Annotated in this window: 13 protein-coding genes; 9 read left to right on the top strand and 4 right to left on the bottom strand. The window is 67.5% G+C overall.

Annotated features, from left to right (window positions below; all coding sequences use genetic code 11):
• The first annotated feature begins 35 nt into the window (after nt 1-35).
• Entirely contained in the window at nt 36-680 is a 645-nt protein-coding gene (locus tag SNR22_RS21135; RefSeq protein ID WP_320068356.1) for a TetR/AcrR family transcriptional regulator, read from the top strand.
• 48 nt (nt 681-728) lie between these two features.
• A complete protein-coding gene (locus SNR22_RS21130; RefSeq protein WP_320068355.1) occupies nt 729-995 on the top strand; it encodes a cold-shock protein in 267 nt (88 codons plus the stop codon).
• A 112-nt stretch (nt 996-1107) separates the two neighbouring features.
• On the opposite strand, the gene SNR22_RS21125 is transcribed toward SNR22_RS21130, so the two are convergent.
• Nucleotides 1108-1602, bottom strand: a complete 495-nt coding sequence (locus tag SNR22_RS21125) for a GyrI-like domain-containing protein (RefSeq protein WP_320068354.1) — start codon at nt 1600-1602, stop codon at nt 1108-1110.
• Between the two features lie 153 nt (nt 1603-1755).
• Between SNR22_RS21125 and SNR22_RS21120 the strand changes: the two genes are divergently transcribed.
• A complete protein-coding gene (locus SNR22_RS21120; protein WP_320068353.1) occupies nt 1756-2589 on the top strand; it encodes a phytanoyl-CoA dioxygenase family protein in 834 nt (277 codons plus the stop codon).
• Nucleotides 2590-2789: 200 nt separating this feature from the next.
• Nucleotides 2790-3620 carry a TrmH family RNA methyltransferase gene (locus SNR22_RS21115; RefSeq protein WP_320068352.1) on the top strand — a complete coding sequence of 277 codons (831 nt, stop codon included), beginning with the start codon at nt 2790-2792 and terminating at the stop codon, nt 3618-3620.
• A 578-nt stretch (nt 3621-4198) separates the two neighbouring features.
• Here SNR22_RS21115 and SNR22_RS21110 read toward each other — a convergent pair.
• The 3 genes from SNR22_RS21110 to SNR22_RS21100 form a co-directional block, all read right to left on the bottom strand.
• Nucleotides 4199-4405 (bottom strand): hypothetical protein, encoded by a 207-nt coding sequence (locus SNR22_RS21110; protein WP_320068351.1) that lies wholly within the window; start codon nt 4403-4405, stop codon nt 4199-4201.
• Between the two features lie 1050 nt (nt 4406-5455).
• Complete coding sequence (locus SNR22_RS21105) at nt 5456-6706, bottom strand: XRE family transcriptional regulator (RefSeq protein ID WP_320068350.1); 1251 nt, start codon at nt 6704-6706, stop codon at nt 5456-5458.
• A gap of 141 nt (nt 6707-6847) precedes the next feature.
• The gene (locus tag SNR22_RS21100; protein ID WP_320068349.1) at nt 6848-7045 is read right to left on the bottom strand and encodes a hypothetical protein; all 198 of its coding nucleotides are present in this window, start codon (nt 7043-7045) and stop codon (nt 6848-6850) included.
• 476 nt (nt 7046-7521) lie between these two features.
• Between SNR22_RS21100 and SNR22_RS21095 the strand changes: the two genes are divergently transcribed.
• The 5 genes from SNR22_RS21095 (at nt 7522) to SNR22_RS21075 (ending at nt 12338) form a co-directional block, all read left to right on the top strand.
• Complete coding sequence (locus SNR22_RS21095) at nt 7522-7857, top strand: helix-turn-helix transcriptional regulator (RefSeq protein ID WP_320068348.1); 336 nt, start codon at nt 7522-7524, stop codon at nt 7855-7857.
• Nucleotides 7857-8219 (top strand): HNH endonuclease, encoded by a 363-nt coding sequence (locus SNR22_RS21090; RefSeq protein WP_320068347.1) that lies wholly within the window; start codon nt 7857-7859, stop codon nt 8217-8219. The genes SNR22_RS21095 and SNR22_RS21090 overlap by 1 nt, the downstream gene beginning before the upstream one ends.
• 297 nt (nt 8220-8516) lie before the next feature.
• On the top strand, nt 8517-9791 hold the full coding sequence (locus SNR22_RS21085; RefSeq protein WP_320068346.1) for an AAA family ATPase: 1275 nt from the start codon (nt 8517-8519) through the stop codon (nt 9789-9791).
• A 482-nt stretch (nt 9792-10273) separates the two neighbouring features.
• A complete protein-coding gene (locus SNR22_RS21080) occupies nt 10274-10618 on the top strand; it encodes a helix-turn-helix domain-containing protein (protein ID WP_320068345.1) in 345 nt (114 codons plus the stop codon).
• Nucleotides 10619-11054: 436 nt separating this feature from the next.
• Nucleotides 11055-12338, top strand: coding sequence for a site-specific integrase (locus SNR22_RS21075; RefSeq protein WP_320068344.1), 1284 nt, complete (start codon nt 11055-11057; stop codon nt 12336-12338).

Below are 12338 nucleotides of genomic sequence, written 5' to 3'. Positions count from 1 at the left end.
CCACTACCTATCCAATAGATCACTACACTTGGACGGTGGTTGTCAAGAGACGCTATGACTCCGCCCGGCGACAGGAACAATCCCGACAGACCCGGCGAGCAATACTCGAAGCGGCCGGCCGGCTCTTCGTCGACCCCGGCTACGCGGCCACCCCGCTGACCGCCGTCGCCGCGGAAGCCGGCGTCGCGGTCCAGACGCTGTACGCAGCGTTCGGCAGCAAGCGGCAACTGCTCTCACAACTGGTTGACGTCACCCTGGCCGGCGACGACGAACCGGTGGCCCTGCCGGACCGGCCCTTTGTCGCCGAGATCCGTGCGCTCGCCGCCCCTCGCGCCAAGCTCGCCCGCTACGCCCGCCACCTGGCCGAGGTCAACGCCCGGCAGGCCCAGGTGATGCTCGCGCTCGTCGGAGCGGCCACGGCCGATCCGGACGCCGCCGAGATCTGGCGCAAAAGCGTCGACGAGCGCCGCCGTGGAATGGCCATGTTCGCCGCGGAACTCGTCGGCACGGGAGCCCTCCGCCCCGACCTGGACGTCGAACAGGTGGCCGACATCCTCTGGTTGGCCCAGGACGTCCGCAACTTCGACTGGCTCGTCCGGCAACGCGGCTGGCCGCTGGAGCAGTACCAGCGGTGGTATGTGGACACCGTCAGCGGCGCCACCATCGCCGGCGCGGAATAACGGAACCTGGCTGAACTCGGAGCCCGAGATCTTCTCCAGGACACCGGCGTGGTGAAGACCTGGAACAGCGAAGAGGGTTGGGGAACAGTCGCTCTCGATCACGTCGAGCTGACCGTCTGGGTGCACTACAGCCACATTGCCGCGGAAGGTCACCGGAGCCTGGCACCGGGTCAGCAGGTGCAATGCCACCACGAAGTCCCAGGCCAGGACGGTTACCCAGCCCGGGCGGTGGAGGTCAGCGCCCGGCAAGCCGGGCGTTACAGTAGCGTGCTGGTCCGCTCGAAGGTCACCCTTGAGCATGACCTGCTCGACTAAGGTCGGCGCGGATCGCGGCAGATCCGGATATTCGCGCTCGGTTGCCGCGGCCGGGCCGTCCTGTTGGCCGCCGGGCCGGACCCCTGATGCTGTCTGGATGCTCGCCAGATCGTTACGCCGGTTCGACGGGCAGCCAGAGTTCACAGGTCGCGGTGCTGAAGTCGTTCGTAGGCTCAAGCACCGCGACGATCTCCGGACCTGGCCGCAGACGCCACGGGTTGGACGGGAACCACGCGGCTGCGGCCGTGGCCCAGGCCTTCTGCAGGGTCTGCGGATGCGGCCCCGTGGTCCGGATGACCACCCATCTGCCGGCCGGAACTTCGATAATGTCGAGGCCGCCGGGGACCGGCGTACCCGGGGACACGGCGACCCCGTGAAGGTAGGTCAGCTCGCTGCCCTCGGCGTAGTCGGGGTCAAGGTCGTCGCTGACCGCGAGTAGGCCGCTCGGCTCAGTGTTGCCGAGAGCCTTCAAGCGCAGGTGCTCCTCCGTCGGCAGTGCGGTGATGTGCCGCTGGATGTGCGGGTTGATGCCTTGACGGACCAGCCGGACGCGGGCCGCGTGCCCCACGAGCCGGAACTCGGGATGGTCGACGATGCGAGTGTCCACGTGTTCGCTCCCTTCGACGGTCAGACGGAGTGCCGAGATCATCAAGCCTCCGTCCGACGTCAACCTTGGTCGCAGCGCACCGGTGGGCACCCGACAAAAGCGGCGCGGAAAATGTCGGGTGATCGAGACCGGCGCCGCCGCACGATGGGAGGCATGGATGACACGACCTTGGTATCCCGCTTTCTTCGCGACGGCTTCGTAAAGCTGGAGGGCGCCGTCGCGCCGCGCGTGGCAGCGGACTGCGCGCGGCTGCTGTGGGGGGAGACGGGCTGCGACCCGGACGATCCAGCGACGTGGACGCAGCCCGTGCACTGGGTGCCCGGCATGGCGCAGGGGCCGTTCGCCGCCGCTCCCAACTCCCCGTTCCTCCATCACGCGTACGACCTGCTCGTCGGCACGGGACGCTGGGAGCCGCGCTACTCGCTGGGCACGTTCCCGCTGCGCTTCCCGCACGAAGAGGAGCCGGACGACGCGGGCTGGCACATCGAGGGCAGCTATCTGCCGGAGGGCGAGAGCTGGTACTTCACCAATGTGCGCTCCCGGGGCCGGGCACTGCTGATGCTGTTCCTGTTCAGTGAGGTCGGTGAGAAGGACGCCCCGACCCGGATCCGGGTCGGCTCACACCTCGACGTGCCGAAGGTGCTGGAGAAGTACGGGGAGGACGGAGCGAGCGGACTGGCCCTTGCGCCCGACCTGGTGGCAGCGTCCGAGCACCGGCCGCTCGCCCTCGCCACCGGATCTCCGGGCGACGTCTTCCTGTGCCACCCATTCCTGGTGCACGCGGCGCAACCGCACCGCGGAGCGCGGCCTCGCTTCATGGCCCAACCGCCGCTGATGCCAGCCGCACCGTACGAACTGGAGCGGGCCGACGGCGCGTACTCACCCGTAGAGATCGCGATCCGTCGGGGTCTCGGACAGGACGCCCTCGGTCTGGACGGGGACGGCACCGACCGCGGCGCCGGGGCGACTTGCTCCGTCCGTTCCTGAGCACCTGGCCGAAGGTCTGTCGGAAACCTCGGGGAGCCAGGGTGAGGTCCAAGGCGCGGCGCCGGTGAGGTTGCCGTCGCCAGTGCGGTGCCGGAAGAAGGCGTGCGCGGCGGATCCCGGCCGGCATCCAGCACAGCGCCCCGAGGCCGGTGAAGTGTGGCAGGCAGGGCAGGGGCGGGCTACGTGCGACGGAGGCGGGGTTGGTAGTGGTTCTGCGAGTGAGTGGCCGCAATGCGCGGTTCCAGCAATGGAAAGCTCTCCTCGGCAATCGGACCAAGCGGCAGCGACGCGGCGAGTTCCTCGTGCAGGGGGTGCGCCCGATCACCATGGCCGTCGAACACGGCTGGCAGATCCGGGAGCTGCTCTACGACACCAGCGCTCAGCTGTCCGGCTGGGCACGCGAGGCCCTGGATACAGTCCGGGCCGAGAAGTTCGCCGTCTCGCGTGAACTGATGCACGAACTGGGAGGTAAGGCAGACACGGTTCCAGAGCTGCTGGCCGTGGTCGCGCTGCCGGAGGACAACCTGCGCCGTATCCCGATCGGTCCGACCATGCTCACCGTCGTGTTCGATCGGCCCACCAGCCCCGGCAATATCGGGACCCTCGTTCGGTCGGCGGACGCCTTCGGCGCCGGCGGCGTCATCGTCACCGGCCACGCCGCCGACGTGTACGACCCGAAGGCGGTCCGGGCGAGCACCGGCTCGCTGTTCGCCTTGCCCGTGGTCCGGGTGCCCTCCCACCAGGCCGTTCTATCCTGGGTCGCCGACGTCCGCGCCGACGGCATCGGCATGAGCATCATGGGAACCGATGAGCGCGGCATCCTGGACGCCGCCGAGTACGACTTCACACAACCCACCCTGACGTTGATCGGCAACGAGACCACCGGCCTCAGCTCCGGCTGGCGCGAGGCATGCGACCAGCTCGTCCGGATCCCCATGTTCGGGTCCGCCAGCTCCCTGAACGCGGCGACCGCCGCGACTGTCGTGCTGTACGAATCGGCACGCCAGCGGGCCGCCGCCGCCCGGCGGTAGCGCACTGATCACAGGCGGCCGCCCGGCGGCTATCCGCCACCATCGCGCTATCTGACCTGCGGCGCCCGTCTGCGGACAGGCGCCGCAGCCGGACACCACACGGGCGCGGGGCGGACATCATCCTCGCCGTGATCGTGCCGGGCGGATCCGGCGACCGCCCGAATGCCGGTCTTGGCGCCGTACGCGCAGATCGCCGATACAGACCCGCGGTAGCCGACAAGATCATTCCTGGCAATCCGTGCACTGGCTGCCGAAGCGAGACCGGCCTAGCGGCGTCGTTGGCTCGGTCCTGAGTTCAGCGGCGCAACGTGCCGATAAGGCCACCAGCCGGGTACAAGATCAAAGCTGAGCTGTGCCCTACTTGTGCCCGCTGATCTTGTTCGCACAAACCGCCTGTTCAGAGGCGGTAAGAGTGGAGCCCAGGGGACTCGAACCCCTAACCCCTGCCTTGCAAAGGCGGATCGGACATAGCAACGGCACCCAGCCCGTGTGGGCGGGTGCCGTTGTCTTTTTCACAGTGGCGTCGGGTGTTGCTACCTGTCAGCCCTTGCTGAGGGTTTCGCTGACTTCTCGCTGACTCACGGGCCGATCAGGCTGTTCAGGCCCACGGTGGCGCTTCCACCAGCAGCGAGACCAGCAAGAATGGCGGTCGGTTCACTGACTTCCGACATCGCCGTAAGCACGCCGACTACGACGCCGCAGCATGCAGCCGTCATCAAGATCAAGGCAGAGCGCTGGGTGAGGAGGGGCTTGGGGCGGCTCTCCGAGGACTCATGGTTCGTCATGGCGGGGACAGTAGTGAACCTGGCAGCTAGTGTCCCTGGCCTCTGACCTGCACGTCTTGCGCCATCGACCAGCATCGGTTCAACATGTGTTGATGACGCGCCGCAGACCCGATCCGGACCGTCCAGTAGAAGGAACCACCTTGCTGGTTGCGATCGAACGCCTAGCGCTTCGCATAGTCAGGGACAGCGGTGGGACTCCATTGAGGGCCCTTGCCGACATCAAGGCGGCCGTCGAGCGGAACATCTGGGCTGAGATCAGCGGCGGTGCTGAGGGGCTGCTAGACCGAGTGCCAGAAGGCGGTGGAGAAAAGATGCTGCCATCAACAGGTCCTACCTGGCACGAGATAGGCAATGACCTAGGAGTTTCAGCACAGGCCGCCCAGAGAAAGTATCGCTGGAAACGGTAAGCGACGGCTCCGTGGCTTATATAGCGACACACTCGCCCGAAGGGTAGTTAACACTTCACCTACACAGGGCCACGTCGCGGACGAGCCACGCCCGACGTTCCTACCTTGCTCTGCCTGCGTATCCACAGCTAGCACACACGTTCGTCCACCGGTGTCCACAGGTTGTCCCGAAACTCGTCCACCCGCGCGGTTGAATGCCTGGCGGTTGAGTGCTTCGATCAGCGCCGGGAGGATCTACACGGCTGAACTTGTTCGGACACCCCTGGCCGCTAGGACGTGACTTGAAGCCGTGTACAACCTCCAGAGACACGGAGCGGCACCCGCCTAGGAACGGGTGCCGCAGCGAACTCCGTGTTGCTCCGCGTGCAACGGAATCAGGTAGGGAGATCGAGTGCCCAGGTTAGCAACCCGACACGGACGGACCAAGCGAAGCGACGACCAGCACGCTCGCCGAATTGGTTACCTCACGGCCGCAACTGCCCTGGTCACAGCACTGGCAACTCTCGCCGGTGCCATCGCGACTGTCGCAGCGCTGTTCGGCGCCTAACGGCTGAGGGGCAGGGTGCCAACGCTCTGCCCCTCCAGCCCGCCCTGCGCTACGCGACGTTTGTCGTTGATAGGTCTGCCCCACTTCCGCGCAGGTCTAGGCACGCAACGCCCGCAACTCGTCCTCGTACTGAGCGACGGCGGACTCATGGGGAAACCGCTCGCGAAGGACGTGGACAAGTTCGCGGGTGTGCATCGCAAGCGAAGGAATAGAGCGCCGCACGCCGGCGAGAGCAGCCCTACCCTCGCCAATCGCTTTCTCCAAGTCACCAGCACGGGCAGCAACGACACCCAACGTCACATGCGCTTCCGCTACTCTCATAGGCTTCCGCACGGTTCCGTCCGGGTCTGTCGATGAGCCGATGACCGCAGCGGCGTACGTCGCGGCCATCTGATCCTCTCCGACGTGCCGATAGCAATCCATCGTGTAGAAGTCCCACTTCGACGGATCGACCACGAAGTGATTATCGAGATTATCCGGGTACGGCAGTCCCTCCAGCACGTCACGCCCGTGATTCAGCATGACTTCTACCTGCCGCCTATCACCAATGCGCGCCCACGCCTTTGCTTGGTGGGCCGCAAGTTGAACGACCACGCTGTGTGCCGGTCCCACCGCCTCCAGCCCTGCTTGGGCTGCCACGATCGCAGATCGGTATTGGCCTTGCGTAAGTGCATACCAACTGCGCATCTCGTGAGCCCAGCCCACAACGTCGCTGTTGCCGGACTCGGCTCCCAGCGATAACGCCGCCTTGCGAGTAGCTTCCGCCGCCTGCCGTAGACCCATGTCGTACTCGACACAGCCCACCAACAGCGCCACCTGCCCGGCGAGTGACAAGACTTCGCGGTGTTGTGTCAGCGTGAGTCGACTATCGCGCAATGCGGTAATTCGACGCAACCATTCCCGTCCCTCAACTAGCAACACTTCTGATTGGACGTGAGAGTAGTCGCAACTCAACCGTTCCGCAGTGATACGCAGCGCTTCGATGATACTGGCAGAAACGTCGGATGCCTGCAACCGAGAGACAATCTCCAAGGTATCCAGCCCGGTGCCCGCAATGAAATGCGATTCGAGTTCTGGCCGACTCGGCGGAAAGAACGCTGCGGTTACCGTGCCGAAGGTTTTCGAGATAAGCGCCTTGTAGAAATCATCAGGCTCAGTCTCGCCGGACTCCCATCGCTTCCAGTTCCGAAGCAGACTTGATCGGCCTGGCAACTGCTGGTCGCCAGCGTGGGCACGAAGCGCTTCTAGGGCATCCGACTGTGACCAACGGCGGGCGGCCCGTTCAGACCTAATCCGACGCGACCACACCGGCCGGTCATCAGTATCCCGTCCCTCTCCTGGCGCCATGCGCAACCAACCTTCCGTCTCTAGCCGGTGACAACCGCTGGTGACGAACAGTTGTCCCCACGGTGACACCTGTCGACATCAACCGTTGTCGGATTCTCTTGATGCATGGCAGTCACTCGCTACCGACATCCCTCCACACACTCACCGCATGCCGCGAACAACGGTCTTGACGGTGGCTTGGGAAACTCCTGCGGCATCCGCTATCTCTGGCACGGTGTGGCTGGTCGATCCACGCACAACGCGAATCGCTTTATCACGCTCTGACCGCAGCGCATCCAGTGTCTTACTGGCTTCCCTGACGCGCTCTGCAAGCGCACGCAGATCTTCAAGGGTCGTCATGTTTACAAGCGTAGACGCGGGGCGGCCAGACGCGCCACGTCTAGACAGCTAGCCGGTAGCCGGCTACCGTATGGCTCAACAAGCAGCCCCGGCGGGCTCCTACCCCCGCCGAGGCCAGCGCAGCAACGGATCTCCCAGCGAAGGAGTACGAAGATGCAGGTCAAGGTTATCCCGCCAGCGCCGACGATGGACAGCCGTGTGTTCGCTGGTTTGGCGGTGCAGTTCAGGCCGTCGCGGTTGAACGCGGCGGGGGTTTGCCTGTTCTGCGAGACGCGGTGGTGCCAGTCGTCGGCGTGCGTCGAGTCGCATGCGGCGTCGTTGTGGGCTCCGTGTCCGGAGTGCGACGGGTTCAGCTTTGGACGCTGCGACAACTGCTTGAACGGTGTGGTGGAGGTGTCTCGGGACGGCCTGGTCAAGCTGGCCGATCGGGTGCTGCCGCGCCGCCCGGAGGAGTCCACGGCGTACGCGGTGGCCGCGTGATGGAGACGCGGTGGAAGCGGCTGCGGTTCGAGCGTGGTTGGTCGCAGCGTGACGTTCTGCGCCGCCTGGCGGTGGCGGCGCGGCGGCAGGGCGTGGACCTGCCGGCCGAGGAGTCGGTAAAGAAGGCGCTGTCTCGGTGGGAGAACGGGCACAGCCGGCCGACATCGTTCTACTACGGGCTGTTGGCCGAGGTGTTCGACCTGTCGCCGGATGACGGCCCGGTGCCGGTGGCCGGGCCGAGGCCGGGCACGGTGATCGCTGAGTTGGCGGCCCTGCGGGCGGAGGTCGCCCGCCTGGCCGAGTTGGTGTCGCACCTGGCGGCGGTGGCGTGATGGCGCGGCCGAACTCCCACCGGATGCGGCAGATCAAGCGGGCGTTGGCCGACCGGGATGGGGCGGGGTGCTTCTACTGCGGCCTGCCGTTCCCGGCCCTGATCGGCGCGACGGTGGACCACCTGATTCCGCAGAGCGTGTTGCCGGGGTGGGCGCTGATGAACCTCGTGTTGGCGTGCCGGCCGTGTAACGACGCCAAGGCCGATCAGCTTCCGCAGGTGTTCCTACGCACTGCCGGGCGCGCGCCGGTTCTGCGCCGGCCCCCGTGCCTGGCCGCCGCCGTCGCCGCCCTGGCGGCCGGTGTGGCGCGGGTGGAGCTGCGCCGCCCGTCGACAACCCCGGTTACCGCCGCCGTCCGGTGACGGATACCGCCAGGCGGCTTGCGTCACGGAGATCGAACCGGCAAGCCGCCCGGCCCGGACCCGGGTCCGACTAACCCCAGACCACGTACGTACCCGACGAACGGGAGTCACGCTGTGAGCGCCACGACCAACCGCAGAAGTGCCCGGCTGACGCCGGACTTACCACCACAGCCACCACCACCGGACGGATCTTCGGACCCGGGTCTACGGCACCCCGGACATGCTGAAACACCGCAGGGCGACGTGACGGCCGGACCCGATCGGCCGGCGCAGTGTTTCAGCGGGTCTGACTTGGAGATGCCCCCGCCGCCGGGCGGTCCGGACGGCACTGGCGCAGCGTCCGGCCCGGATGGCGGACCGGCCAGCACGGACCAGGCCGAGCCCGGCGGGAACGCCGAGTCCGGTCGGCGGATCCTGCTGACCCCGGCGTCGCTGATCAAGATGCGGCCGGTCGCGTGGACGTGGACCAACCGTATTCCGTCCGGCGCTCTCACGGTGATCCCCGGTCGGGAAGGCATCGGCAAGTCCCTGACCCTGGTGTGGCTCACCGCGCAGATCACCCGAGGCATCCTGCCGGGCCGGCACTACGGCACCCCGCGTCCGGTGATCTACGCGGCTACCGAAGACTCGTGGTCGCAGACCATCGGCCCGCGCCTCCACGCCGCCGGTGCGGACCTGACCATGGTGTACCGGGTCGACGTGCAAGACGACGGCGGCTTCGACTCCCTGACCCTGCCTCGGGACTGCGCGGCGTTGGGTCGGGAGATCAGCCGACTCGGCGTGGCCCTGCTCGCCGCCGACCCGCTGCTGTCCCTGATTCACTCCGCCATTGACACCCACCGGGACCGGGACCTACGGACCGCGCTGGAACCGCTGGTGAACATGGCCGACCGGACCGGATGCGCGGTAGTCGGGCTGGCGCACTTCAACAAGTCGGCCAGCCCGGACGCCCTGAACCTCATCACCGGGTCGCGGGCGTTCTCGGCGGTAGCGCGGGCCGTGATCGCCATCGCTCGCGACGACGAGGCCGGCGACGGGTCGTGCGTGATGAGTCAGGCAAAGAACAACCTCGGCCCCCTGGACCTGCCGTCACTGCGGTACGTCGTGGAGTCCGTAGAGATCCCCACCGACGAGGGACCGGCCTACGTCGGGAAGCTCACCATCACCGGGGAGTCTGACCGGTCGGTGGCCGACATCCTCGGCGACGGCGCGGCCGGCAACGCCGAGGACCGCACCGAACGCGACGAGTGCGCCGACTGGCTCACCGACTACCTGACCCACCAGGGCGGGGAAGCGGCCCGCGAAGACGTACTCAAGGCCGCCCGCGCGGCGGGGTTCGCCGAAGCGACCCTCAAACGTGCCCGTGCCCGCGCCCGCGTCACCACCACCCGCGCCGGCTTCCCCTCCCGGTCGATCTGGCAACTCAACCCCGCTCACGGACCGTCACCGGTCCGGCCAGTCGGCTCACAGTCGGCTCAGTCAGCTCACCTCACGGAAGCTGAGCCGACTGGCCCGACTGAGCCGACTGGCGCTCCAACCGGCCAACCCGGTCACGTTCCGTCACCCCGATAGCCGCCGGTAGGTGTCAGCGTTGTCAACGCCTGTCAACAGCAGGCGTTGACAGCCTGCCACCGGCCCTGACCAGCACGAACACCAGCGAACGGAAGGACTGTCAACGTGTCAACGCCCCCACCACCATTCGCGCCGGCCCACAGAGGCCAGGCCGGCGCGAAACGGCCCACTCAGAGCCACACAGCCGCCCACCCAACCCGGCCACCGGGCCTCTAGCCCTAGGACCAGCCACCTCCTAGACCTAGGACCAGCCCTAGGAGCCCGCACGGGCCACCACCAGCGATCTAGCCGTCTAGGACCCCGCTACCGGCACCCTGTCCCGACCGGCAATTGGCCGACAGCCGCCCCCGCCAGCTCCTAGCCGCAACCGGAGTCGTCACTGCGCCGGCCCGCCCGACTGCCGGCGTGCAGCATCCGGCCGGAACTACTTCGCCGATCGCTACTAGCAGCACTACCTGGCACCGACCGACGGAAGGAACCCCGTGAGCACGGTCATCCCGTTCCCACAACGCCCCGCACCCGACCCCACCGGCCCGACCGGGGCGGGGGGCATCCCCACCACCGCCACCCCCGCGCCGGTCGGCCGGGCCGTCTACACCGTCGCCGAAACCGCACACCTGCTGTCCCTGTCCCTCGGCTCTACCTACGCCCTCGTCCGCTCCGGCGACATCCCCGCCATCAAACTCGGCGGCCGGTGGCTCATCCCCAAGCGCCGGCTACACGAGTGGCTGAACAACCTCCCCGAGGCCAGCACCGAAGACGTAGGCCGGGAACTCGACCGCATCGAACGCCAGGAACAGCGCCACCGCCACCGCAACGGCGCGTAGCCAGCCCGGGGCCGCTAGGTCTAGCCCCAACACCCGCTAGACCTAGCGGCCCCGCTAGCGGCCCACACCACCCACCACCTGGCCCCTATCCCTCTATCCCCACCACCGGCCCGCCGACCGACAACCCGACTGAACCACCATCCCAACTGGTTCAGCCGGGCTAGAACCGACCACCCGCAGAGATGCACCGTCCGTAACCGCAGCCACAGGCCGCCGTCCCTGCTAGCGCTAGCACCCCACCCCGCTAGCGCTAGCACCCCCGCTAGCAGTCCAACCCCGACACCACCAGGCCACTAGCAACTAGCAACCCACCAGCGGAAACACCCCGAACCCCCGCCAGAACGCGAACCACGCCCCCCGCAACCGCTGCTAGCTAGCCCATGACCAGCACCCCCACAGATAACACACCGTCACCAACACGAGGAGATCCACAACCGTGGGACACATCGTCAAGACGCCTTCCGGCACCTTCCGCGCCAACTGGCGCGACCCGGCCGGCCGTCAGAAGGCCAAGACCTTTCGCACCCGCAAAGAAGCCGCCGCGTACCTCGCGGCCACGGAAACGACCGTGAGCCAGGGAACCTACGTCGACCCCACCGCCGGCAAGACTCGGTTCGGCACGTACGCGGAGCGCTGGCTTGCCTCGCGGTCGGTGGAGGCAACCACGCTCGCCGCGTGGACCTCGCGGCTGAAGGCGCGGCTTCTACCGCAGTGGGGCGCGTGGTCGGTCGCCCGCATTGACCACCTGGCCGTTCAGGAGTGGGTCACGCTCATGGGCCGGGAGCTGTCGCCGGCTACCGTCGCCTCGTGTCACTCGCTGCTGTCGTCGATCCTCGTGACGGCGGTACGTGGCCGGCTGATCGCGTTCAACCCGTGTGAAGGCGTGCGCCTGCCGTCGCAGCGCAAACGGGCGGGCGGACAGCTCCCGCTAACGTTCGATCAGGTGACGGAGCTACTTCTTCCGAGCACTCCGGAATGGCACCGCCCCGTTGTCGCGGCGGCGGCCGGGGCGGGGCTGCGATGGGGTGAATGCCTCGGGCTGCGGTGGACCGACATCGACTTGCCGGACGACGACGGCCAGGACGCCACGCTGACCGTGCGGCGCGTCGTGATCGAGGTCAACGGGCACTCGGCCGACAAGCCGTACCCAAAGACGGCGCAGAGCCGGCGCACGGTTCCCGTGCCGCCGTTCCTACGCGCCGAGCTGGTACGTCACCGGGAGCGGACGAACCCCGACGCCACCGATCGGGTCTTCACCAACCAGGTAGGCGACCCGATGCTACGGAGCAACTTCCGGCGCCAGGTGTGGCGGCCCTCGCTCGTGCGCGCCGGGCTGCTCGGCATCATCACGGAGACCGGCCCGCACCGGTTTCGGGCTGCCTGGCGCGATAAGGAAGCCGCGGAGTGGGCGACGGAGTTCACCACGCACCGGGACGCGGTGGCGCACGTCGCGGTCAAGGCGTCCGGCGGGCTACGGTTCCACGACCTGCGGCACGGCTACGCCACCGGGCTCATCTCCAGCGGCGTACCCGTCAACGTCGTCCAGGCGGTCATGGGACACGAACAGGCGTCGACCACGCTCAACCGGTACACGCACACGCCGGCCGACTTTCACCGGCTCGTCCGAGGGGTTTTCGCGGCCCCTGCTGACGACTCGCTGACCGCCGATGACAGCGATCGATCAAACGAGGGCGACGAGGGGGAGGAAAAGGTCCCGTGA

Source organism: Micromonospora sp. RTGN7 (assembly GCF_033804645.1).
Lineage (GTDB): Bacteria > Actinomycetota > Actinomycetes > Mycobacteriales > Micromonosporaceae > Micromonospora.
This window is presented reverse-complemented; position numbering and strand designations above follow the sequence as displayed.

Bases quoted from the DNA above. Each gene is read 5' to 3' on its own strand.
- SNR22_RS21090 (WP_320068347.1), top strand. From the start codon at position 7,857: ATGGCGCGGCCGAACTCCCACCGGATGCGGCAGATCAAGCGGGCGTTG.
- SNR22_RS21120 (WP_320068353.1), top strand. From the start codon at position 1,756: ATGGATGACACGACCTTGGTATCCCGCTTTCTTCGCGACGGCTTCGTA.
- SNR22_RS21100 (WP_320068349.1), bottom strand. From the start codon at position 7,045: ATGACGACCCTTGAAGATCTGCGTGCGCTTGCAGAGCGCGTCAGGGAA.
- SNR22_RS21105 (WP_320068350.1), bottom strand. From the start codon at position 6,706: ATGGCGCCAGGAGAGGGACGGGATACTGATGACCGGCCGGTGTGGTCG.
- SNR22_RS21085 (WP_320068346.1), top strand. From the start codon at position 8,517: ATGCCCCCGCCGCCGGGCGGTCCGGACGGCACTGGCGCAGCGTCCGGC.
- SNR22_RS21110 (WP_320068351.1), bottom strand. From the start codon at position 4,405: ATGACGAACCATGAGTCCTCGGAGAGCCGCCCCAAGCCCCTCCTCACC.